Source organism: Bradyrhizobium tropiciagri (assembly GCF_001189845.1).
In the GTDB taxonomy this organism is placed as follows: Bacteria; Pseudomonadota; Alphaproteobacteria; order Rhizobiales; family Xanthobacteraceae; genus Bradyrhizobium; species Bradyrhizobium tropiciagri.
Genome location: NZ_LFLZ01000003.1, coordinates 68,111 through 91,626, shown reverse-complemented (window position 1 = coordinate 91,626; position 23,516 = coordinate 68,111). Strand labels below are relative to the sequence as shown.

The following is a 23,516-nucleotide window of genomic DNA, read 5'->3' as shown; positions in this document are numbered from 1 at the left end:
GCTCCTCCCCCGCTATTGATCAACCATTCCGAGCGTAAGCCCGATCGCGTGCGTGACGCAATGATCGGATCGCGCGGGCCGTACGCGCCGCCTTCCGCGTCCGGAAGTCACCCGGTCGGCGGTCCAATCGCACCTTTCTCCGTTTCGCGAGATCGCTAGGCTCGCGATGCCTTGCGCGACAACCGGCATGCAGCCGGAGGCGCGCATTGACCAGGCGTTATCAAGGGAGGAGCGGATGCGACGGGAAGACGTTCTCAAGCAGCTGACGACGCCGATCGGCGCACCGGCATTTCCCCGCGGACCGTTTCGCTTCAACAACCGCGAATACCTCAACATCTTGTATCGCACCGATATCGACGCGTTGCGCGCCGTGGTTCCCGAGCCGCTGGAGATCGACGATCCGCTGGTCCGCTGGGAGATCATGCGGATGCCCGACACCTCGGGCCTCGGCGACTACACCGAATGCGGCCAGGCGGTCCAGGTGCGCTTTGGCGACGAGAAGGGTGAGTACCTTCACGCGATGTACCTCGACAATTTGCCGGCGCTGGCGTCCGGGCGCGAAATCAGCGGCTACCCCAAGGTGATCGGCAAGCCGAAGCTCTACGTCGATTCCGACACGCTGGTGGGCACAATGGATTACGGCACGCTGCGGGTTGCGACCGCGACGATGGGCTACAAGCACCGTGCCTTGGACCTCGAGAAAGCAAAGGCCGAGATCTGCGTGCCGACCTTCATGCTGAAGATCCTGTGGACCTATGACAGCCCGAAGCCGGCGGGCGAGCCACGCATCTGCGAGCTGCTGCGCTCCGAGATCACCGACATCACCGTCAAGGGCGCATGGACCGGCCCGGCGCGGCTCGAGCTGTTCGCCCACGCATTGGCGCCGATGGCCGACTTTCCGGTGCGCGAGATCGTCGCGTGCAGCCACATCATGACCGACCTGACGCTGTCCCGCGCCAAGCGCTGCCACAACTATCTCGATCAGCCGCGCTGAGCGGACGCTCCGGAGGAAACCATGCCATCATCCGCAGATCGTGCCGTCGTGCTCAACCGGTATCGCAATGTGTGCGTGATCGGAGCCGGCGTCATCGGATCCTCTTGGGCAGCGCTGTTTCTCGCGCACGGGCTCAACGTCGTCATCAACGACCCGCAGCCGGACATCGAGGCCGTCGTCAAAACCGCGCTGATCAAGATCGCACCGACGCTGCTGAAGCTTGGTCTGCCGCATGAGGGATTGGAGCGCAACCTGCGCTTCGAGCCGGATCTGGCGCGCGCTGTCGCCGGTGCCGACCTCGTGCAGGAGAACGGTCCGGAGAAGCCCGAATGGAAACAGCAGCTCTGGGCGCGGATCGAGGCTGCGGTGCCGAAACATGCGCTGTTGCTGTCATCCAGCTCGGCGCGGCCCGCCACAGAGCAGGCACAAGAGATGAAGGATGCGAGCCGGCTGCTGGTCGGCCATCCCTTCAATCCGCCGCATCTCATACCATTGGTCGAGGTCGTTCCCGGCGACCGGACCGATCCGGCTGCGACCGCCGACGCCGTGGCGTTCTATGAGGCGCTCGGCAAGGTGCCGCGCGTGCTCAAGAAGGAGATCCAGGGTTTTGTCGCCAACCGGCTGCAGCGCGCGATCATGCGCGAGGCCTGCTATCTGGTGCAGGAGGGCGTCGTCACGGTCGACGAGTTGGACGATATCGTCACCAGCTCGATCGGCCTGCGCTGGGCGGTGAACGGGCCGTTCAGCTCGTTCCACATGGGCGGCGGACCGAACGGGCTCGAATCGTTCTTCCAGCACCTCGGCAAGAACATGGCTGCGTCGTTCAAGGTGATTCCGCAAGTCGACCTCGACGAGGCGCTGCAGCGCCGGATCATCGACCAGGCCGCCGCATCGTTCGGCAGGACGCCGATCCCGCAGATGGAGCGCGCGCGAGACGACACCCAGGTGGCGCTGCTGCACGTGCTGGCGGCACGCAACGGAAGGGATCGCACATAACTGAGATGATTCCAAAGCAATCAAGCGGGGACGGACTCATATGAGCATCTTCGAAGGTTTGAAGGTCATCGACTGCGGCAGCTTCATCGCCGCTCCGACCGCGGCAACGCTGTTGGGAGATTTCGGCGCCGACGTGATCAAGATCGAACCGCCCGGCGCAGGCGACGCGTTCCGTCAGGTGCCTAAGCTGCCGGGCATGCCGAGGTCCGACCAGCCCTATGGCTGGCTGCTCGATAACCGCAACAAGCGCGGCCTCGCGCTCGATCTGTCAAAACCCGAAGGCCAGGCGGTGCTGCACCGCCTCGCCTCGACCGCGGACGTGTTCATCACCAATTATCCACTCGCCGTCCGCAGAAAGCTTTCGATCGGCTACGAGCGGCTCGCTGGAATGAACGATCGGCTGATCTACGCATCCTTCACCGGATATGGCGAAACCGGCGACGAGGCGGGAAAGCCGGGCTTCGATGTTACTGCCTACTGGGCTCGTTCAGGCCTGATGGACATGGTGCGGAGCGACGCCAGCACGCCGCCTGCACGGGCGCTCGCCGGCATGGGCGATCATCCGTCCGGCGTTTCGCTGTTCGCGGCGGTCGCGGTAGCGCTGTATCAGCGCGAGCGTACTGGCCGCGGTACCCAGGTCGGCTCCTCGCTGCTGGCGAACGGCGTCTGGTCGAACGGCATCATGGCGCAGGCGGCGCTGTGCGGCGCGACGTTCACGCCACGACCGCCGCGCGAGAATCTATTCAATGCGCTCGGCTGCTACTACCGCTGTCGCGACGGCCGCTGGCTGCTGCTCGCGATCGTCAACGAGCAGCGCGACTTTCCGACCGTGGCGAAATGCCTCGGCCTCGACAATCTGCTCGAAGACCCCAGATTTGCCAAGCAAGCCGACCGGTTCGCGCGCTCGGCGGAACTGATCGCCCTGTTCGACGCGGCCTTCGCGACGCGCGACCGCGACGAGTGGCGCGCGCGGCTCGATGAGGCAGGGATCGTCTTCGAATGCGTTGCCGAGATGGGCGACCTGTCCGCCGACCGGCAAATGCTGGCAGCCGGCGTGCTGGTGCCGTTCGAGAACGACGGAATGTTGACCATCGACAGCCCGTTCTTTGTCGACGGCGCGACCAAGGTGAAGCCGCGCAAGGCACCCGCGGTCGGCGAACACAGCACAGAGATATTGCGTGAGGCTGGCTACGATGACGCGGCCATCGCCGGGATGCGCGACAGCAAGATCCTGGCATGACACGCTGACCGTCAGGCGATGCCTGGCAGGTTCGTGGCGCGCGAGTAAAGGCCGCGCCCTCGGTTGAGGAGCGCGGCCAGTCTCGAGGCACCCGAACCGGGGGCACCACAGCGGCGGTGCGGCGCAGCTGAGGTTCGGAAGGCGCCTCCGAGAGGAATCAGCTAGAGCCTGAAGTGCGCCAATGCCGACCGATGGATCGCCTTACCGCGCGTCGCCCCACACATTTCAACCCCTTGACTAACCATTGCGTTTCCGGTCGATGGCCAGTCTATGCACGAAGCTCGTCCGCGAGGAGGTTCGACGAGGCCAGTTCGGAGGTGACTTATGGACAGCCCGCGATGACGAACGATCAAGCGTCGTGCTGCCCTGCCCCCGCGGCCTTCACATCGGCGAAGAAACCCGGAAATCGGATGGGCTCTTGCCGGTCCAACGGATAAAGGCATGCCGGAAGTTGGCGGCGTCGCTATAGCCCAGCCGGCTTGCGATTTCCTCGTTGGTCATCGCGGTCTTGCGCAGGTATTCGATCGCAAGGCGCGTCCGCACCTCGGCGAGGAGTTCGCGATACGAAGTATCTTCGGCCTCGAGCTTTCGCCGCAGCGCCCGGGGATGCATCGAAAGCCTCTCGGCGATCGCCTCGATGTTCGGATACCTGCCCGGCTGCTCGATCAGCACACGCCGGACGTCCACCGCGATCCCGCCCGCCTGGTTGACCTCGGACAACACCTGCTCGCACATCTCGCGCGCCATCCCGTGGGTGCGGGAGTCCGCCAGTGCCACCGGACCATCGGCTTGCGACAGCTCATATCTGTATTCATTGCCCCGCTGCTGAAACAGAACGGGACAGTCGAAGATCGCCTGATAGGCACCAGCATGCGCCGGTTCGCCATAGGCAACGGAAATCCGCGAAAAGCGGAACGATTCGCCCGCCAGATCCTTCATGGTCGTCAAGTGTGACGACAGCGCGAACTCGGCCGCGAAGCGATGCACGTCCTGCGTTGGATTCGGCCAATGCAGCGGCTCGAACGCGCAGACGACAGCGGCGCCGTCATACGAATATTTCGCATCGCAAAGCGGGCCGACGACCCGGAGATATCGATTGGCGAAGGTCCGCACATCGTCATAGGTCGCGCTGCTCAGCAATGCATACCCGTACATTCCATGCGCCGTTACGCGCATTCGCTGTCCGGCGCGAAGCGCAACCGTCGGGTCGTTCGACAGCCGCAGCGCATTGCGAACCACAATGTCGATCTGCCGGTACGAGATACGCGTCGTGTGCGCTTCGAGCTTGTCCTCGGTCAGGCCCGTGCCCGCCAGCGCCACGGACGATCGAACGCCCACCCTGCCAAGCTCGGCAATAATGGCCGCAATCAACTGCGCCGAATAGACATACTGGTCGAAATCCGGCGGCAATTGGCATGCGGGCATGGCGTCTTGCGGGCGCCCTCCAGCGCTCATGGTCGTCCTCCTCCTGGCGTAGAGTCTAGCTCCAAATCGAAATCATTCGCAATGCTGGCGGCTGCCAGCGGGCCTCCGCTATCCCCAACCTCGGGAGAGCGCGGCCACAGGGCCGTGCCTGCGGCTCGAGCTCGTTCTCGGATGCTCCGCCGCAGTCGTGGTTCGCGTCAGCATTCCACGACGTTCACCGCAAGACCGCCCAACGACGTTTCCTTGTATTTGGACTTCATGTCTTCGCCGGTTTGCAGCATCGTCTTGATGACGGCATCGAGTGAGACATAGTGCTTGCCGTCGCCGCGCAACGCCATTCGGGCGGCGTTGATCGCCTTGATGGCGCCCATCGCGTTGCGCTCGATGCAGGGGATCTGCACCAATCCGCCGACGGGATCGCAGGTGAGACCGAGATTGTGCTCCATGCCGATCTCGGCCCCGTTCTCGACCTGTGCCGGCGTGCCGCCGAGCACGGCCGTCAGGCCGCCCGCGGCCATCGAGCACGCGACGCCGACCTCGCCCTGGCAGCCGACTTCTGCGCCGGAGATCGAGGCATTCGCCTTATAGAGCATGCCGATCGCGGCCGCGGTGAGCAGAAAGGTGATGACGCCATCGTCGGTCACGCCGGGACTGAACTTGACGTAATAATGCAGCACAGCCGGGATCACGCCGGCGGCCCCATTGGTCGGCGCGGTCACGATCCGTCCGCGCGCTGCATTCTCCTCGTTGACCGCCATCGCGAAAGCGTTGACCCAATCCATCGCAGCGAGCGGATCGACGCCCTCGGTATCGCTGTTGCGGACCGATAATTCGCGATAGAGCGCCGGCGCGCGGCGGCGAATGTTCAGCGGGCCGGGCAACGGTTCGGCCGCGCCCGCATTGCCGATCCCGAAGCCGCGCTCGACGCATTGCTTCATCGCATCCCAGATATTCAGGAGACCGGCCCGGACCTCGGCCTCGGTCCGATAGACGCATTCGTTGGCGAGCATCATTTCGGCGATCGAGCGGCCGCTCTCCTGCGCGCGCGCCACCAGCTCCGCGCCGGTGCCGAACGGATATGGCCAGATCGAAGGCGCGCCGTCGGCACCTTGAGGCGCATCATCAAAGCCACGCTCGATCACGAACCCGCCGCCGATCGAGAAGTAATAGCGTTCCGCCAGCAGCGTGTCGCCGGCCGCGAACGCCACGAGGCGGATCCCGTTGGGATGTTCCGGCAGCGCGCTGTCGGGCTTGAACACGATGTCGCGTCCGCGCCGGAACGCGATCGGATGAACATCGAGCAGCCGCAACTCGCCGGAGCGCCGAATGTCGGCAAGCCGCGGCGCGACCTGGGCCGGATCGACCGTATCGGGCTTTTCGCCGAGCAGGCCGAGGATCACGCCGAGGTCGGTCGCATGCCCTCGCCCGGTGGCGCCCAGCGATCCGTAGAGATCGGCGCGGACCTGCACCGTTCTCTCCAGAAGGCCATCGCGCTCGAGCGCACGGACGAATTGTCCGGCCGCGCGCATCGGCCCCACCGTATGCGAACTCGAGGGGCCGATGCCGATCTTGAAGATGTCGAAAACCGAAAGCATCAGGCAGCAGGCAGTTGTTGCTTCACCAGTTCGACCCAATAGGCGGCGCCGAGCGGCAGGATGGCGTCATTGAAATCATAGTATGGATTGTGCAGCGGCGGATCGTTGGCGGTTTCGCCTGCGCCGATGCAGATATAGGCGCCTGGGCGCTCCTGCAGCATGAAGGCAAAATCCTCCGATCCCATCGCCGGCTTGATGTCGGTTTGCACCTGTTCGGCGCCGACGAGGCCAGTGGCCGCCGCAGCCGCGGCATCGGTTTCCGCGGGCGTGTTGATCACGCCCGGATAGCCTCGCATATAGCTCAGATCAATCTTTGCGCCGTGGGTTTGCGCAACGCCGGCACAGACCTGCTTCATGGCTGCCTCGACCTGATCCTGCACCTCGGCGTCCAGCGTCCGCACCGTGCCGCGCAATGTAACGGTTTCTGGCACCACGTTCCAGGTGTCGCCGCCATGGATCTGGGTGACGCTCACGACCGCTGCGTCCATCGCACCGATCCGGCGGCTCACGATACCTTGCAGCGCGGAGACGAGATCGGCCGACACCAGGATTGAATCGATGCCTTTCTCAGGCGTCGCGGCGTGACAACCGCTCCCGGTCACCACGATCTCGAACGTATCGAGGAAGGCCGTCGCAATGCCGGTCCTGATCGCGAATTTTCCACGCGGGATGTTCGGAATGTTGTGCATGCCGTAGACCGCATCGGCCGGAAAGAGCTTGAACAGACCCTCCTCGACCATCTTCCTGCCGCCACCTTCATTCTCCTCGGCGGGCTGGAAGACGAAATGGACGGTGCCGCGGAACGGCCGGTGACGGGCGAGATGAACGGCGGCCCCGAGCAGCATCGTGGTGTGGCCGTCGTGACCGCAGCCGTGCATCTTGCCGGCGCGGGTCGACTTGTACGCGCGGTCCCCCAGCTCCTGGAGATCAAGCGCGTCCATGTCGGCTCGCAGCGCGATCGTCGGACCCTCGCCGTTCTTCAACGTTCCGACCACGCCCGTTCCGCCGAGGCCGCGATGGACCGGAATCTGCATTTCCATCAATGCATCGGCCACGAGCTGGGCCGTGCGGTGCTCTTCGAACGCGGTTTCCGGGTTGGCATGGATATCATGGCGCCAATCCCGCATCCGGGCACAGATATCGTCGGCGATTCCAAATTCCTTTGACATGCGTAGGTCTACCTGTCCGTTGCTTAGCGATGGAAGAATTCGGCGATCAATGTCGCGCCGAGGAACGTGCCTGCGGCGGCCGTCAGCGAGACCACCACGATACGCCAGCTCAGCTTCCTGAAGATCGGAAGGTCCTTGGCCACCGAGAAGCCGGCGAGCGTCAGCACGGGGGTCGTGAAGGCCAGAAAGTTCAGCTTGTCGACCGCGCCGATCATCGCGTTGGAGAACGGCAGCAGGCCGGGGATGCCGAGCACCGTGGTGACCACGACAAGGATGAGAATGTGCGGCACCTTGGTCAACAGCCGGGCAAGAACGTCGACCAGCAGCACGACGGCGAGCATGACCAGGAGACCTGCCCCCGATTGCAGCAGCGGAACCTTGTAGGTGAGTGAATTGCCGATCAGGACGCCGCCCGCGACGGTGACCCAGGCGAGCAGCGAGTCCGAGAAGCCGAACGTGCCGTGCTTTGCCTCACCGGCGCTGGCGATCGACGGCCCGAGATCTCCCAACCTGGCGTTCGAGAACCGGCCGAGCACTGGCTCCAGCCTGTCATACAGCCAGGAGCACACCGGCAGCGAGAAGAACAAGGCGAAATAGAACCCGAGGACGGCGGTCATCAGGTTTGCCGCCGAAGCGATCGCAATCAGCTCCTTCGCCATCTCCGGCGGGTTGTGGCCGTTGATGGTGCCGATCGCGGCCGCCATCATGCTGCCCGAGCCGACCCCGGCGCCCATCGCAAGCGAGCGCGGGTCGAAGATGTGCAGGCTGGCGACAAAGCCGGCCAGCAGCGCGATGAACAGCGCGCCGAGCACGGTGCCGGTGATGTATTCGGCCAGCACGCCGCGCCCCTCTGCCGAGTTCATGCCGTACTTCTCGCCGATGATCACCAGATTGCCTTCACGGCCGATCGAGAAGGTCGCGCCGACCGCCTCGCGCTTGACGCCGAGCAAGAGCGCAATCGGCAGGCCAAGGACCAGCGTGCCGAAGGTATGTCCGAGCTCCTGGAAGAGCAGCGCCCAGCCGGCCTTCTGCACCTCCGGAAGCGCACCGCCGACCGTGAATGCCATCTTGACCACGAAGAGCAGCAGGCCTGCGTTGAGCAGTTGTCCCGCATAGGTCTGCAGGCCAGGCCCGATCCGCGCGGCGGCGGGCAGATAACGCGCTGAAAGGCCCCATGCGGCGGCGATCAACAGCGCCCACACCATCGGTTGAAGCAGCACCGTGCCCGGGCCGATCTGGAACTGGACGATTCCGATCGTCTCGGCGACGGCAACGATGATCAGAACGGCAACGAACAAGGCGAGCTTGCTGGAGCTCGCGGAATCGACTGCCTGAGCAGCCTGGTCTGCGGACGGAGAAGAGGTCGACGTCATAGTGCTGGACACCTCAAGGAAATGATTGCGAGACAATGCGGTGAATGGTGAACCAACTTGCCCGCCCAGCATCGGGGAGAACGCATGTTGCATCAATGATCGAAGTGTCCGATTTCTGTTGCATTTTTTGCAACACTCGCGGAACGCCGGTCCGGCCCGTGCAAGCCGCCGCGCGGATCATCATTCGGATGCAGCGCGCAGGACGCAATTTTTCCGATTGTGGCCCGTGCTACTCGATCGCGCTGGACGAGCCATTCGGCTCGAGCTTCTGCACCTCCGACACGTTGACACCGAGCACCACGATGTCGTGCGTCTTGCCCTGGAGGTCCTTCACCTGATCGCGCAATAGCGCCTCGACGCGGAAACCGAGCGCCTCGAAGATCGCGATCGCCCGGGTCTGGTCCGACGTCATCTGCACGGTCAGGCGCTCGAGGCCCATCGACAGCGCGAGATCGAAAGCCTCATTGGAAAGCGCCCGCCCGATGCCGGTCCCGCGGACATGCGAGGCAATCACGGTCCTGATCTCACCGACATGGGCCGACCACGACATTGGGTCCCGCACGATCGCACCGCACCCTACCACTGCGTCATCCCTGACCGCGAGCAGGCTGACGATCGAGCCGCGTTCGATCTCCTTGATCCATGCCGAAAGCACCTTCGGCTCGCTGATATTCCTCGGCAGGAACAGCATGTCGTGCACCGCAAGCGCCTTGGCGAATTTGAGGGTGGCGGCCTCGTCGGCAGCGCCCATCAACCGGAACTCGACATCTCCGCTCTCGAAGTTGACGCGACGTGGATAGGATCGCATCTTGGTATTCCTCATGCAGACGGCTCGCTCAATCAAAGGTTCGCACTTCACCGCAACCGCCCTTGCCGGGGCGCCGCGTTTCTCTCGTCTGTCCTGCACGCGAGAGCCGGATCAAGCAAGCCAAGCGTGCCAATGTCCCAATATAACCCCTGAAGCGGCCAGTTTGCACCTTTCCCAGCTGGCATGAGCAGAGCCTTTCGACAATGACCAATACAAGCGCGCCCAAGGGCAATGACGAACGACCGCTGCATGAAATACTCCGGCAGCATGCCCGTGAGCGGCCGGAGAAACCGGCCTGCATCTGGTACGGCCGTGCCGTCACGTTCCTCGAACTCGACCGCGCCAGCGATGCATTTGCGGCGCGGCTGCAACAGCTCGGCGTCGCCAAGGGCGAGCCGGTCGCGCTGTTCATGAACAACTGTCCGCAATACATGATGGCGCAGTATGGCATCCAGAAGATCGGCGCGATCGCCTCGCCTTGCGGCGCGCTGAACAAGGAGCACGAACTCACCTATCAGCTCGACGATCTCGGCGCGCGCGTGATCGTCGCGGCCGAACCGCTGCTGCCGATCGTGCAGCAAGTCCGCGACAAGACCAAGCTCGAGCATGTGTTCGTGGTTCGCTATGCCGACCTGCTGCCCGAGCGGCCGCAGATCGGCGTTCCGGACGAACTGCTGGGATCGGCGCCCGAGCCCGTCGATACAGCCGGCGACACCGAAGACTTCCTCTCCGTCACGGCAAGCGGTGCAAGGCCGGGCGCGGTGGCGATCGACATGAACGACACGGCGCTGATGATCTACACCTCGGGCAGCACCGGCCGGCCCAAGGGAGCGATGCTGTCCTATCGCAACGTCATCTATAAGACGGCGGCGACCGTGAACTGCAACGGGATCGGCGCCGATGACGTCCTGCTCTCGATCGCGCCGCTCTATCACATCGCCGGCATGGTGATGGGCGTGAACGCGCCGGTCTACGCGGGCGCGACGTCTGTGCTGCTGTACCGGTTCGATCCGCTCGTGACGGCGCAGGCGATCGACCGCCACCAGGTGAGCTGGTGGTACAGCGTGGCGCCGATGAATGTCGCGATCACGCAGCTCCCGAACATTTCCGATTTCAGATTGAGCAGCCTTCGCGTCAACCCCGTGACCAGTTTCGGCATCGACTGGACCGAAGCGCTTGCCAGGCAATGGCAGGCCGTCGCGTCGAACTGCGAAAGCTTCGAGGCCGCGTACGGCCTGACCGAGACACATACGGTCGACACGTTCATGCCGCGCACGGCGGTACGCTGGGGCACGCATGGCAAGCCTGTACCCGGCAACGAGATCCGGATCGTCGATCCGGACTCGGGCACAGACACGCCGGCCGGTGTCCCGGGCGAGATCGTGATCCGCGGCGCGGGCGTGTTCAAGGGCTACCGCAATCGTCCCGACGCGACGGCGGAAACGCTGCGCAACGGCTGGCTCCACACCGGCGACATGGGCCGCCTCGATGCCGACGGCTATCTGACCTTCATGGGACGCTTCAAGGAGATGATCAAGGTCTCGGGCTACAGCGTCTTCCCGGAAGAGGTCGAATCGATCCTGAACAAGCACCCGTCGGTGGCGGCGTCGGCAGTGATCGGCGTGCCCGACGCAACGAAGGGCGAGGTGGTGAAGGCCTTCATCGTCCTGGCCCCGCGCACTGAACTGGCCTCGGCGCAGCTCGTGGCATGGGCACGCCAGAACATGGCGCCCTACAAGGTGCCGCGGGACGTCAGCTTCGTCACCGAATTGCCGCGCTCACCGGCGGGCAAGCTGTTGCGGCGGCTGCTCAAGGACTGACTTGGAAATCCCGGTCGGCCCGTGTCCAAAAATCACCGTCAAATCGGTCCGACAGCACCTTTCCGGGAATCGACGCCCATGTTGGACATCTCAATTTGCCCCCGGCGATTCACCGATAAGAAGCAAATTGCAGACCGCCACATGTTAAGTCACGACGACGAACGCTCTAGCACCAAGTACCAGCGACGCATCAGGCGGATGATCGAAGCACTACGGGGAGAACTGACCCTGCAAGGCATTATCGGTCAGGGGACCACCACGGACTTGCGGGTGGATATCGTCAGCCTTGCCGAAACCGCGCTCATGGTGTGCGACTTCGACAGGATCGCGGACTGATACCTCCATCTGAACAAAGGCCAGACCTTCGTTTGCGCGCACCCGCCTAAGGGGTCTTCAAAGAGCTGACCGAGCTAGGCACGACAATGCTGGTAGCTGCATTGGCAGAGGGCTGCGAGCTTCGTCAAAAATCCGGTACAAATCAACTACTTACCTTCGAAATTCAATGCCGGCCAACGACTCCACGCGATGCTCAAGCGACGCGGGGAGCGAGGACGGCGGCCAGGGCCTCATCCGCCATTCGCCCGCTTTTGCTGCTATACGGCGGTAGCCGCGTTGGTAGATTGCAATGCGGTTGGTATTGCAATTTTTGGAAGCGCGTGAAGACGTCGGATGCCCGAAACAGGTGACCCCCAAAAATCCAATTCGACCGCCTCTCAGCCCGTGTTCGCGCAGGCGCTCGCGCTGCATCAGCGGGGGCAGTTGGCGGCGGCAGAGAAGATCTATGAAGACATTCTCCGGCGGCAGCCAAGCAACTTCGATGCGCTCCATCTGCTAGGCCTGATTTCCGCGCAGACCGGCCGCAGCGAGCGCGGCATTGATCTGATCCGGCGCGCGATCAGGCTCAACGGCAACGTCGCGGACGCGCACAACAACCTTGGCAATGCGCTGCGCGCCTTGCGTCGCTTCGACGAAGCGCTCGCGAGCTTCGACAGGGCGACCGCGCTGAAGCAAGACCTTTCGCCGGCGCTCTACAATCGCGGACTTACGCTCGCAGACCTTGGCCGCCACGAGGAGGCGCTCGCAAGCTACGATCGCGTGATCGCGCTGGTGCCTAACCATGCAGATGCCTATCGAAACAGGGGCGCCGCGCTGAGAAAGCTCGGGCGGCTCGAGGCGGCCCTGGCGAGCCTGGACAGGGCGATTGCGCTCAAGCCCAACGATACCGGTGCGCACAATGATCGCGGCAACGTGCTCAATGACCTCGAAAGGTTCGATGATGCGCTCGCCAGCTACGACCGGGCGCCTGGAATTGCCGGCGCGTGTTACAACCGCGGCAACGTGCTGATCAAACTGGATCGTCTCGAAGAGGCAGTCGCAAGTTACGACAAAGCGATCGCACTGCGGCCCGACTATGGCGAGGCCTACAACAACCGCGGCACGGCGCTGCTCAAGCTCAGGGATCATGAGGCGGCGCTCGCCAGTATCGACAAGGCGATCCAGCACAAAGGCGACGATGCGGCCGCCTACGCCAACCGCGGCAAGGTTCTATCCATGCTGGCACGCTACCAGGAGGCACTCGCGGCCTATGACAAGGCCGTAGCGCTGCAGTCGGACCAGGCCGACATCGAAGGCTATCGCCTGCACGCCAAATCTCACATTTGCGACTGGGCCAACTTTGACGCCGAGTGCGACCAACTGATCGATGCGATCAGGAATCGGGACGCGACGGCGGCGCCGTTTCTGTTTTGTAGCGTGCCTTCATCGGCCGCCGACCAGCTGCTATGCGCCACGCGATGGACCGCGAAGAACCATCCGCCGTCTGAAAGACAGCGCTGGCGGGGCGAGCGCTACCATCACGATCGAATTCGCATCGGTTATTTCTCGTCGGATTTTTGCAACCACGCGACGTCGCATTTGATGGCAGGGCTGTTCGAGTGCCACGACCGGTCGAAATTCGAGACGGTGGCAATCTCATGGTCGCCCAAAGACCCCACGGAGATGCGTCGACGGCTGGAGGCGTCGTTCGATCGATTTGTCGAGGTCGGGGACATGAACGACGATGCGGTCGCCGACCTGATCAAACGATTGGAAATCGACATCCTGGTCGATCTGAAAGGCTTCACCGGGGGATCCCGCACCAGAGTCCTTGGCCGCCGGCCTGCCCCCATCCAGGTCAGTTATCTCGGTTACCCGGGAACACTCGGTGCCCCGTTCATCGACTACATCATCGCCGATCGCACCGTGATCCCGGAGCACCATCGCGAATTCTACAGCGAAAAGGTGGTCGCTCTGCCCGACAGCTATCAGGCCAACGACGACAAGCGCGCCATTGCCGAACGTATGTTCACGCGCGGCGAGGTTGGGCTGGCCCCGACCGGCTTCGTGTTTTGTTGCTTCAACAACAACTACAAGATCAACCCGCAGATGTTCGATCGGTGGATGAGGATTCTCGGCCGCGTCGAGGGCAGCATGTTGTGGCTGCTCGAAGCCAGCGCCGAGTCTGCCGCAAATCTGCGAAAGGAAGCGGTCGCGCGTGGCGTCGCGGCGAAGCGCCTTGTCTTTGCACAGCGCATATCGATGCCCGACCATCTTGCACGCCATCGCCTCGCCGGCCTGTTCCTCGACAATACTCCCTACAACGCCCACACGACCGCCAGCGACGCGCTATGGGCCGGCCTGCCGGTGCTGACCATTCTCGGCGATACGTTTGCCAGTCGGGTCGGGGCGAGCCTGCTCCATGCGACCGGTCTGCCCGAGCTGATTGCGGAATCGCCGGAAGCTTACGAGCAGATGGCGGTCGATCTTGCGACCCATCCTTCGAGGCTCGCGGCGCTCAAAACCAGGCTGGCGGCCAATCGGCTGACGGCACCGCTGTTCGATACCAAACGTTTCGCCCGGCATGTCGAGGCCGCCTACACCGCGATGCATGAGCGTCACCGGGCGGGCCTTGCGCCGGACCATATCGACGTCCCGGCGTGATCGTTGCGGCGTCGCCAACTTTCGCGGCCGCCGTGGATTCGACGGCCTTTCGTGTGAACCGCTAATGCCAGTGCCCAAAGCTGCTTCATCGGCCCGCCGAGCAAGACCCTGCTAATTGATACCGTCACGCGCTCTTGGCGACCGGTGCGACCACCGGCTTGGCGTCGCCGAACATCGCCGGGTCGATCGTCAACTGAAAGCGCTTGAAGCGCCAGCCCTGACCCGTCCGCTTCACGATGCAATCGCCGCCCGCGGTGGCGATTGCAACCGGCCCGGTCGCGATGTTCATCTTGGTGATGTAGAAGCGATAGCGTGCCCCCTCCTCGTGGGCATCGACGACGTGGTTGGTAAGGAAGTGCCGCACGCCGTCTTCCTTGCCGGCCGCGATGTGCTTGGTGATGAATTCCTTCACTGCGGCGGGACCGACGAACTCGCCGTAGGGGGCGACGAAGACGCCGTCGTCGGCAAAGCCGGAGGCGAACCCGCCGGCATCCTCGCTGTCGAGCCCGATATAGGTGCGCGCGGTGAGTTCCTGGATGTCGATCTTGTCTTCGGTCGTGATGGTCATCGATAGTCTCCCTTGGGTTTAAGTATTTGAATGAACGGATTCAGGCGGACGCAATGTGCCGCCGCAGCAGCGCGTTGAAGGGCTCGCCAACCTTCTGGACCGCGTGACCGGCACCTTGCAGGCAGTGGCATTCGACGTTGAACAGGTCAGCGAGCCGCCCGCTGATGCTGTCAAACGCTTCGCTCCAGCCGCCGGTGACGACGAGCTTCGGGAAGCGCGCCTCGGCGACCGCGCCGACCGGCACATCGACGCTCCAGGGACGCTCGGTGACGAGGACGCCGGCCGCAGCGTTAACCGGCGGGGGAAGCGGATCGGGCATCGGCATGTTCATCTCGAGCGCCGCCAGGAAACCGGTCACGAAGGCGTGGCGCTTCGTCCGATCGGCGGTGGCCCAATGCTTGCGCATCGCCTCCGCCACGCGGCGCACCGGGGCGAGATCGGACGCCAGCGCAAAGGCCGGCGGCTCAATCACCGTGAGCGAACGCACGAGGTCCGGACGCCGGCCCGCGGCGTTCATCGCAACCATCCCTCCCATCGACGTGCCGACCAGATGCGCGCCGTCGCCGAGCAACTCGATGACATCAGCGGCGTCGCGAAGGACATCCACCGCATCGATCGGCGCGGTGTCGCCGTAGCCGCGGCGGGTCATGACTGCAAGGGCGAAGGTGTCGGCAAGCGGTTTCTGCTCGCCAAATGCGGCGGCGCCGACGCCAAGGCTGCCGTGGACAAAGACGATCCGGTCCCCTCCACCACCCCAATTTTCAACTGCATAGGACATCAATGGTCTCCAATTTTCGATGGCGCGATGTGCGGTCGCGCGGCCGCGCAGCGCGGTGTCGAGCGTTGCGCGGACGCGAATGCTGCTATTTGCGAAACGATGTACGCGTTGGCGCGGGGGCCGACGCATCGGGCGCCCACAGCCGGTAGCTCAGGTTGGCGAACACCGTGAAACCGCGCGAGACGGCCGCGCTGTCGATGCCGGGCACTGCCGTCCCTCCGGAAACGTTGGCCGACAGCTCGTGCGTCGCCCACACGCTCAACGCGGCGGAACCGAAATTGTATCCGACCAGCGCGCCGGCGGCCCAGATGTCGTAACGCTTGAGATTGACCGCCCCGCCATAAAATGCGCTGGACTTGTCGTCGCTCACCTGTCCGACGTAGTAGCCGACCGGACCGAACGTCCAGTTGCCGATGGTTTTGGTCGCGGTGAATTCAGCATGCAGCACGTTGCCGCTGGTGTAGCCGGTCACCGAGCTCGCGGTGTTGATTTCCTCGAACAGGTTGGCGGTGAGATTCCAACCGTCCTTGAAATAGGAGACGACGAGGTTCGGCTGGAAGGTCCACCAGGCGCGCCGACATTTCCAAGCCCGTTCGGGCCTGAGGTGGTGCCGGTCGGCATCCACATGCCGAAACCCGACTTGACGTACACGCCGCTGTCGCCGAGCTTCCAGCTCAGCTCCGCCGGCGCCAGGAACGTATTGTGCATGCCGAGCGGATTGACGTTCGCCGGCGAGCCGACGTCGAGCATCATGAACGGTTGCACGATCACCGCATCGTAGGTTGCGCCGAATACCGTCCATCCGGGTACCCAGAGCAATCCTGCGGCCCCGGCCGCGATGTGAACGGAGGTCTTGCCGCCGCCCGCGGCGGTGGGCGCGCCCGGACCGACGATCGATCCCGAATAGGCCACCGCCTGATCGAACATGTAGAGGCCGGCCGGCGGCGTGATCGCGGCATTTCCAAGTACAAGGCCCGGCTTCTGCGCTGAGCCGATATAGCCGGCCTCGAACGCAGAGGCCTGCGTGCAAGCCATCGCCAGGCCGACCGTCAATCCTGTGGTAAATATCCCTGTAGAAAACATGTCCCCTCCGATCCAATGCCTCCTGCTCTCATCACCGGACGGCGGCGGCAGGTTTCGTTGGCTGGAATGTTGGACGGAGGGCGGCGCGGCGCTATCGCACGCGCGAAGACGGCTATTGGAATCGCGAAAATTTTCGTGGACACGCGGCGCTACGAGCGGCGTTTTGCCAGCACGACGGACGGCTTCTCGCCGAACCGTTCCTTGAACCGCGCCGAGAAATCGCCGAGGTGAAAGAAGCCGCATTGCAGCGCGACGTCGGTCACCGCAACACTGCCGGGTTCGGATGACAACAGAATGGCGTGCACCCGGTCGAGCCGTTGCGCGCGCAGCCATCGGCTCGGCGACGTCCCGAGATCGCGCTGGAATCCGGTCTGCAGGCTGCGCAGGCTGAGCCCGCAGTGCCGCGCGACCTGCCCCAGGCTGACCGCATCGGCGATGTGCTCCCGCATATAGTCCATCGCCTTGCGCACCTGCGCCGACGGCGCTGCCCCATTCGCCGCAGCGATCGGGCCGCTGAAATTGTTCGGCTGCGCTATCAGCAGCGATTCGATGATCAGTTCCTCGAGCCGCACCAGCATCTTCGGATGCGCCAGCGCCTCACTGAACATCGACAGGCTCGCGGCGGCCTCGAGCAGCTTGTGCCAGAACGCGGGGACGCCGCGCAACGCGAGATCGAAATGCACCGGCATCGCCTTGTCGAGGCCGAGAAGGTTCGCGCAGGCCACCTCGACCCGCCGGCGGTCGAGCCGCAGCAGGATCTGGTCGAACGCGCCATCGATGTCGAGGCGAAATTCCCGGTATGGCCCTACGATCGTGCCGTGGCCCGGTGTCACCTCGGCTACCGCCGTGCCACAGCGAAACTGCGCACTGCCCTGCACCGGCAGCGTGACGAGGAAATTCCCCTCCTCCGACAATTCGGGCACCACCGTGACATCGCCGCCATAGCGCAGCCGGTTGAGCGACATCGGCCCTATTGGCAGATGATGCAAGCGCGCGGCGAGCGTCGCGCGCCGCCCTCGCATAGCCAGGTCGTGCGGCCGGAGCATCCTGCTGCATCCGTCGACGACCTCGTCTAGGTCACCGCTCGCAAGAACCAGGTGCTTGGCGTCGAACAGACGACCTGCGATGAACGAGGTCGACACGGCCATCACTGCTGCTCCTCTCCAATCGTCGGCGACACCTTAACATCGCAACCATAGCGCAATCGGCTGATTGGCGCACGATATCGCGGCTATCGGCAACATGGTTCTGCCGCATCGCAAACCCGCTATTGGTCACCGCCGCAGAAGCGCCCTGCTTCGGCACCCATGCCCGATATCGACAATCGGCAAGCTACAGCTTCACGCGCGCTTTTGCACAACCTCTTCGTTCAAACGGATGCGGCGGTCGAAAGTCCTAAACGGTATCCGAATGGCCACGCAGCATTGCTTCCACGCTGTACGCGATCTCCAGCAAGCGCCGGTCGGCATTCCTGCGGCCGATCAGCATCAGGCCGACGGGAAGACCATCGAGCGGCAGCGGCAACGAGATCGACGGACAATCGAGCAGATTGGCCACCCGTGGATTGCGCAGCACCAGACCATTGGCTCGATGAAACGCACTGTCCTCCTCGACCGACGACAGCAGCGGCGCGCGGATCGGCGTCGTCGGCAGGATGAAAACCTCGTCATTGCCGAACGACTGCTCGAAGGACCGGATGGCCGCTTCCCGCAGCCGCACCATGCGCACATAGTCGATACCGAGGATGCCGGCGCCCGCCTCGATTCGAACGCGGGTTTTCGGATCAACCCCATCCAGGCTCGATAGCCCCAGACTGCGCAGCGTAGCGCCGACCTCGATCGACGGAAAAGTGCCGATGCTGTCGATCTCTGCGACATTGTCGAGAGCCGTCTCGATCGATCCATCCGCGATCTGCAAGCCACCCGATCGAAGCCGCTCGACGGCATTCTCGAACGCGCCAAGCACCTCCGGCTCGCAACCGTGAAACAGGCGGCCGCGAGCGATAGTGAGCCGAAAGGTGTAGGGAGACGCAAGCTGCGGCCGCGACGCCACGTCGCCACCCGAAAGCACCTGATCGGCCACGAAGCAGTCCGCAACGCTCGAGGCAATCGGACCGATGGTATCGAGGCTCGACGACAGCGAGAACGCGCCGGCGGTGGGCACGAAGCCGCTCGTCGGCTTGAAGCCGGTTGCACCCGACAGCGCTGCCGGAATTCGGATCGACCCTCCGGTGTCGCTCCCGATGGCGATGTCGGCCATACCGTCGACGACCGAGACGACAGCCCCTGACGAGGATCCTCCCGGAGCGCGCCGGCGGTCCCGGGGGTTGCCGGGCACCCCGTCGTTCGGGTTGGTGCCGAGCGCGGAAAAAGCAAACTCGGTCATCTGCGTCTTGCCGATAATCACGGCTCCCGCCGCGCGCAAACGCTTCACGACCAGCGCGTCTTCAGCGGCGGGAGGCAAAGCGCGCAGGACGGCGGAACCGGAGCTCGTCACGGTGCCGGCAACATCGAACAGAGCCTTGACCGAGACAATGCGACCGTCGAGCGGGCCACGCGTCGTCCCAGCAGCGGCGCGCCGATCGGCGGCTTCGGCCTCGCACCGGGCGCTCTCCTCGAACAGGGCGGTGAAGGCATTCGCCGCGTCAGATGATTGCGCGCGCGTCAATGCGGCTTCCAATCGTGCCACGGCGGTGGGTTGAGATTGGTCATGTGCTAACGTCATTGGTCGACGCTCCTCACCGGACGTTGGTGGTCAAGAGACGACCGGGAGGACGTCGATGTCGTAACCGTGGACTAGGGAGCGCCCGAGAACTGGATCGCTCAACTCCATTTCGAAGCGCGCTGCCGGTCGAATTCCGCCGATCGCCCCCGGCGTCCCACAGAACATCAAGCTCCCGGCGGGAAGGATGTCGGCGTTCGCGTAGCGGCGTATCAGATCGCGCGGCGTTCTCAGCGAGGAAACCGGGCTCTCCTGATAGAGAACCCGCTTGCCGTCGATCGTCGCCCACGAGCGAAGCACCAGTTCATCCCAGTGCGGCTCGACATCCGCATAGGACCAGAGCTGACGGCCGACCGGCTTGCCGCAGAGCTGCTTCGAAAGTGCGATACCTGCGGCTTCCGCCTTGCGATCGGTATGATCGGATCCGATTCCGATCCAGAGTCCGCCAGCCATGGCGACCACGACGGGCTCGACCTCACCGGAACTGTCCGGACCGAGCACGGTCAAGCGATCCGCCTGCGTCAGCGTCTGGGCTGCGACACGGTAGTAGAGCGGTGTCGTCGACGGGCGCGGGATTCCGAGCGCGGCGAGCTCCTCAATGTGGTGCTCGATCGCCGTCGCGTTCCTGCCCGCCCAGCCCGCGATCACGAGCGATTCGATTTCGACGCCGACGTGATCGGTCCGATCCTTCGCGAGGCGGTCAAACTTCATGAACATGGGCTTTGTCATCCTTGGTAGACGGAACGAGAATCTCGCCGCGCTCGATCTGCAACGTGCGATCGGCGACGCGGTCGAGCAGGGCCGGCGAGGATTCCGTGATCAGCAGGGCGAGCTCCGGCCGGTGCTTGCGCAGCTCACCGAGCGTCCGTGCATAATCGAGCGCCAGGGCCGGCGCCAGCCCCTGGAAGGGTTCGTCGAGCAACAGGACCTTGCGCGCCACCATCAGCGCACGGCCCAGCGCAACCATCTTGCCCTGCCCGCCGGAAACGCCGCCCGCAGGCCGGGACCGCATCACATGCAGCTCAGGCAGCAGCGTATAGATCTCGTCCAGCCGGCAAACGATTTCCGGCTTGGCAAGGTTCAGCGCCAGTGCCGGAAGGCGGATGTTCTCCTCGACGCTCAGCTCCGGTATCAGCCGGCGATCTTCCGGCGCATATCCGATGCCGGACCGGGCGCGCGTGTAGGCCGGCCGGCTGCCGAGATCGTCAGCATCGAGGTGGATCGAGCCCTCGTCATGCGCGATGAGCCCCATGATCGCGCGAAGCGTCGTGGTCTTGCCGGCGCCATTGCGGCCGATCAACACCGTCGTCTTGCGCGCGATGATTTCGCAGCTGACCTTGCGCAGCACGCGGACGCCCTCGATCGAGACGCTGACCTTGTCGAGCCTGAGCATTAGGCCACTCCCACGACGCGTTCGCGGACTTGCGCGTTGCCGAACACCTCATCTGGCCGCCCTTCGGCCATGATATTCCCGGCATTCCACACCAGGACGCGGCTTGCGTAACGCGCAACCACGTCCATGTCGTGCTCGACGAAAAGCGCGGTGATGCGGCGCTGGCGCAGCGCGCTCATCAGGGCCTCCATCAGCGGAAAGCGCTCCAGCGCACTCACGCCGCTGGTCGGCTCGTCCAGCAGCAGGAGCCGCGGCTTGAGCGCCAGCGCAACCGCGATGTCGAGCAGCTTGCGATGACCCTCCGGAAGCGTACTGCTGATCCGGTCGGCATCGCCGTCGAGCCCGACCAGTCCAAGCAGGGCCATGGCCTCCTCGCGCCGCTTCGCGGTTTCGAGCGGCCGGACCACGCTCCACAGCCCGTCGGTTGCCGCAAGCGCCAGCATCATGTTGTCGATCACGCGCTGCGCGGAGAACAGTTGCGGGATCTGAAAGGCGCGCGCGACGCCGCGTCGTGCAATGGCACGCGGCGACAGCCGGGTGATGTCGTTGCCGTCGAGCAGCACGCTGCCTGAAACCGGGCGGATGTAACCCGTGCAGATGTTGAGCAGCGTCGTCTTGCCCGATCCGTTCGGACCGATGATCGCGAGGAACTCGCCGTCGTGGATTGCAATGCTCGCCCCGTCGGCGGCCTTGACCCCGTTGAAAGCGACGCAGAGGTTGTTGGCCTCCAGGATAGGACGCCTCATGGGCTCGACGCCTCCTTGCGCGCGAATAGTCCATAGATGCCCTGCGGCATGAACATGATCACGATGATCAGAGCCATGCCCACGATCAGATTCCAGGCATCGGTTACGGTCACGGCTGCGCTGTGCAGCAGTTCGAGAAACAAGGCGCCGATGAACGCGCCCGGCACGCCGCCGATGCCGCCGAGCACGGCGATCAGGACGAGATGGCCGGATGCGGTCCAGAACGCGAAGTCGGGAACCACGCGACCGATCGCAAAGGCGGAGATCGCGCCGCCGAGCCCGGCGAGGGCCGCCGAGATCACATAGGCGATCAGCAGCACCGCCCAGACCGGAATGCCCAGATATTCGAGCCGGATCTCGTTGGTGTGGACGGCCGATAGCGCATGGCCCAGCGGACTGTCGAGATACCGCTGAACGGCGAGACCGACGAGCACCATCAGCGCCAGGCTGAGATAGAACAGCACGCTCTTGAACGCCGGCTCGGCAAAGATGATGCCGAACACCGCCGGAATCGGAACCGGCATGCCGTCCGTTCCGCCTGTGACGCCGTAGAGCTTGGCGCACAGCGCGTAAAACACCATGGAGACCGCGAGGTTCAACATCGCGAAGAAGATCGCGCGATACCGGACGAGGAACGCGCCGGCGATCGCGCCGGTCAACGCGGCGACCAGCACCGAGAGCACCAACAGCAATCCAAGATCGTTGATGCCGGCATGGGCCAGGAAGGCGACGCCGTAGGCGCTGGCCGCGAAGAACATCGCGTGGCCGATCGAGATCAGCCCGGCACGCAGCAGCACCGCGACACCGAGCGCGGCAAAGCCCTTGGCGATCGCAAGCGTCAACACGAATTGCAGCCACGGCGCGGCGACGGGAAGGACAGCAAGCGTGAGCACCGCGGCGGCGGTCAGGATGATCCGCATCATATTCTCCGCGCGGTGACCGATCCGAACAGGCCGTAGGGGCGGATCAGAAGCACGACCAGCATTGCCGCATATGGCGCGACGGCATCCAGCGAAGGCGCGAGATAGATCGCGAGCACGCGCGCCAGGCCGACGATCAGCGAAGCGACCGCGGCGCCCTCGATCTGGCCGAGCCCGCCGATCGCCGCCACCGCGAAGGCAAGCACCATGGTGTCGGCGCCAAGCCCCGGGGCGATGCCCGATGTCGGCGTCGACAAAGCTCCCCCGAGCGCGGCGAGGAACACGCCGAGCGAGAACGCCAGGATGAAGATCCGGTTGGTATCGATACCGATCGATTGCGCCATTTCACGGTCGGTCACGACGGCGGTGATCAGGCGCCCGAGCCGCGTGTGGTTGATCAGGAGCCGCAGCCCGACGACGACCAGGACCGCCATCCCGACCAGCAGAATCTGGTAGTTGAGGTAAACCACGCCACCGATGCTCGACGTGCCGAGCAATCGCATCGGCGCGTCCTCGTAGAGAGATTGCACGCCGAAGACGAGCCGCTGCAGGTCCTCCAGGATGAGGAACAGTCCGAACGTGATCAGGATCTGGACAGCTTCGGACTTGCCGTACGTCCACCGGACCAGGCTGCGCTCGATCAGCGGACCGAAGATGGCGGCCACGAAAACCGCACTGAACAGCAGCGCAGCGAACGACAGATAGGGGTTGAGCTGCCGGCTCGCGATGAACAGGCAGGCCGACGCCGCGACGTAGCCGCCGATCGAGTAGAGACTGCCGTGGGCCACGTTGAGGACGCGCAGCACGCTGAACACCAGCGTCAGGCCAACCGCCGCGAAGAAGATCAACGCGGCGCTGGCCAGGCTATCCAGCAGCAAGGGAATGATTGCGTTCGACATCGGCTTAAC

21 protein-coding genes and 1 pseudogene are annotated in these 23,516 nt (G+C 64.2%); 6 read left to right on the top strand and 16 right to left on the bottom strand.

Going from position 1 to position 23,516, the window contains the following annotated elements:
• Nucleotides 1-235 precede the first annotated feature (235 nt).
• The 3 genes from AKN84_RS03695 to AKN84_RS03685 are packed head-to-tail and all read left to right on the top strand — an operon-like array spanning nucleotide 236 to nucleotide 3,230.
• Entirely contained in the window at nucleotides 236-994 is a 759-nt protein-coding gene (locus AKN84_RS03695; protein WP_050419593.1) for an acetoacetate decarboxylase, read from the top strand.
• A 21-nt stretch (nucleotides 995-1,015) separates the two neighbouring features.
• Nucleotides 1,016-1,990, top strand: coding sequence for a 3-hydroxyacyl-CoA dehydrogenase NAD-binding domain-containing protein (locus AKN84_RS03690; RefSeq protein ID WP_050419418.1), 975 nt, complete (start codon nucleotides 1,016-1,018; stop codon nucleotides 1,988-1,990).
• Between the two features lie 40 nt (nucleotides 1,991-2,030).
• The gene (locus AKN84_RS03685) at nucleotides 2,031-3,230 is read left to right on the top strand and encodes a CaiB/BaiF CoA transferase family protein (RefSeq protein WP_050419417.1); all 1,200 of its coding nucleotides are present in this window, start codon (nucleotides 2,031-2,033) and stop codon (nucleotides 3,228-3,230) included.
• A gap of 381 nt (nucleotides 3,231-3,611) precedes the next feature.
• On the opposite strand, the gene AKN84_RS03680 is transcribed toward AKN84_RS03685, so the two are convergent.
• The 5 genes from AKN84_RS03680 to AKN84_RS03660 form a co-directional block, all read right to left on the bottom strand.
• Nucleotides 3,612-4,685 (bottom strand): AraC family transcriptional regulator, encoded by a 1,074-nt coding sequence (locus tag AKN84_RS03680; protein WP_193399627.1) that lies wholly within the window; start codon nucleotides 4,683-4,685, stop codon nucleotides 3,612-3,614.
• 167 nt (nucleotides 4,686-4,852) lie between these two features.
• Nucleotides 4,853-6,253, bottom strand: coding sequence for an L-serine ammonia-lyase (locus AKN84_RS03675; RefSeq protein ID WP_050419591.1), 1,401 nt, complete (start codon nucleotides 6,251-6,253; stop codon nucleotides 4,853-4,855).
• The gene (locus AKN84_RS03670) at nucleotides 6,250-7,419 is read right to left on the bottom strand and encodes a M20 aminoacylase family protein (protein ID WP_050419590.1); all 1,170 of its coding nucleotides are present in this window, start codon (nucleotides 7,417-7,419) and stop codon (nucleotides 6,250-6,252) included. Before AKN84_RS03670 ends, AKN84_RS03675 begins: the two co-directional genes overlap by 4 nt.
• A 23-nt stretch (nucleotides 7,420-7,442) precedes the next feature.
• Nucleotides 7,443-8,717: a DUF3100 domain-containing protein gene (locus AKN84_RS03665; RefSeq protein ID WP_202814660.1), complete on the bottom strand. Its 1,275-nt coding sequence runs from the start codon at nucleotides 8,715-8,717 to the stop codon at nucleotides 7,443-7,445.
• A gap of 304 nt (nucleotides 8,718-9,021) precedes the next feature.
• Nucleotides 9,022-9,615 carry a GNAT family N-acetyltransferase gene (locus AKN84_RS03660; protein WP_050419415.1) on the bottom strand — a complete coding sequence of 198 codons (594 nt, stop codon included), beginning with the start codon at nucleotides 9,613-9,615 and terminating at the stop codon, nucleotides 9,022-9,024.
• 188 nt (nucleotides 9,616-9,803) lie between these two features.
• Between AKN84_RS03660 and AKN84_RS03655 the strand changes: the two genes are divergently transcribed.
• From AKN84_RS03655 to AKN84_RS03645, 3 genes are all read left to right on the top strand, one after another.
• The gene (locus AKN84_RS03655) at nucleotides 9,804-11,420 is read left to right on the top strand and encodes an AMP-binding protein (protein WP_050419414.1); all 1,617 of its coding nucleotides are present in this window, start codon (nucleotides 9,804-9,806) and stop codon (nucleotides 11,418-11,420) included.
• Nucleotides 11,421-11,498: 78 nt separating this feature from the next.
• Entirely contained in the window at nucleotides 11,499-11,756 is a 258-nt protein-coding gene (locus tag AKN84_RS03650; RefSeq protein WP_050419413.1) for a hypothetical protein, read from the top strand.
• Between the two features lie 333 nt (nucleotides 11,757-12,089).
• Nucleotides 12,090-14,399, top strand: coding sequence for a tetratricopeptide repeat protein (locus tag AKN84_RS03645; RefSeq protein WP_128970395.1), 2,310 nt, complete (start codon nucleotides 12,090-12,092; stop codon nucleotides 14,397-14,399).
• Nucleotides 14,400-14,523: 124 nt separating this feature from the next.
• On the opposite strand, the gene AKN84_RS03640 is transcribed toward AKN84_RS03645, so the two are convergent.
• The 11 genes and pseudogenes from AKN84_RS03640 to AKN84_RS03590 all read right to left on the bottom strand — a co-directional run bounded on the left by AKN84_RS03640 (nucleotide 14,524) and on the right by AKN84_RS03590 (nucleotide 23,507).
• Complete coding sequence (locus tag AKN84_RS03640) at nucleotides 14,524-14,967, bottom strand: nuclear transport factor 2 family protein (RefSeq protein WP_050419411.1); 444 nt, start codon at nucleotides 14,965-14,967, stop codon at nucleotides 14,524-14,526.
• A 40-nt stretch (nucleotides 14,968-15,007) separates the two neighbouring features.
• Nucleotides 15,008-15,745, bottom strand: a complete 738-nt coding sequence (locus AKN84_RS03635; RefSeq protein ID WP_050419410.1) for an alpha/beta fold hydrolase — start codon at nucleotides 15,743-15,745, stop codon at nucleotides 15,008-15,010.
• A gap of 85 nt (nucleotides 15,746-15,830) precedes the next feature.
• Entirely contained in the window at nucleotides 15,831-16,370 is a 540-nt protein-coding gene (locus AKN84_RS49905; protein ID WP_157863243.1) for a transporter, read from the bottom strand.
• Nucleotides 16,346-16,672, bottom strand: a pseudogene (locus AKN84_RS49900) (transporter); the annotation flags it as partial. The pseudogene AKN84_RS49900 and the gene AKN84_RS49905, both read right to left, overlap by 25 nt.
• Nucleotides 16,673-16,977: 305 nt before the next feature.
• Nucleotides 16,978-17,976: an AraC family transcriptional regulator gene (locus AKN84_RS03620; RefSeq protein ID WP_050419407.1), complete on the bottom strand. Its 999-nt coding sequence runs from the start codon at nucleotides 17,974-17,976 to the stop codon at nucleotides 16,978-16,980.
• Between the two features lie 247 nt (nucleotides 17,977-18,223).
• Complete coding sequence (locus AKN84_RS03615; RefSeq protein ID WP_244484912.1) at nucleotides 18,224-19,495, bottom strand: amidase family protein; 1,272 nt, start codon at nucleotides 19,493-19,495, stop codon at nucleotides 18,224-18,226.
• 87 nt (nucleotides 19,496-19,582) lie between these two features.
• Complete coding sequence (locus tag AKN84_RS03610) at nucleotides 19,583-20,266, bottom strand: DUF2848 domain-containing protein (RefSeq protein WP_050419405.1); 684 nt, start codon at nucleotides 20,264-20,266, stop codon at nucleotides 19,583-19,585.
• Nucleotides 20,250-20,942 (bottom strand): ABC transporter ATP-binding protein, encoded by a 693-nt coding sequence (locus tag AKN84_RS03605; RefSeq protein ID WP_050419404.1) that lies wholly within the window; start codon nucleotides 20,940-20,942, stop codon nucleotides 20,250-20,252. The genes AKN84_RS03610 and AKN84_RS03605 overlap by 17 nt, the downstream gene beginning before the upstream one ends.
• The gene (locus tag AKN84_RS03600; RefSeq protein ID WP_050419403.1) at nucleotides 20,942-21,688 is read right to left on the bottom strand and encodes an ABC transporter ATP-binding protein; all 747 of its coding nucleotides are present in this window, start codon (nucleotides 21,686-21,688) and stop codon (nucleotides 20,942-20,944) included. Before AKN84_RS03600 ends, AKN84_RS03605 begins: the two co-directional genes overlap by 1 nt.
• A complete protein-coding gene (locus tag AKN84_RS03595) occupies nucleotides 21,685-22,608 on the bottom strand; it encodes a branched-chain amino acid ABC transporter permease (protein WP_050419589.1) in 924 nt (307 codons plus the stop codon). Before AKN84_RS03595 ends, AKN84_RS03600 begins: the two co-directional genes overlap by 4 nt.
• Nucleotides 22,608-23,507, bottom strand: a complete 900-nt coding sequence (locus AKN84_RS03590; RefSeq protein ID WP_050419402.1) for a branched-chain amino acid ABC transporter permease — start codon at nucleotides 23,505-23,507, stop codon at nucleotides 22,608-22,610. The genes AKN84_RS03595 and AKN84_RS03590 overlap by 1 nt, the downstream gene beginning before the upstream one ends.
• Between the last annotated feature and the right edge of the window lie 9 nt (nucleotides 23,508-23,516).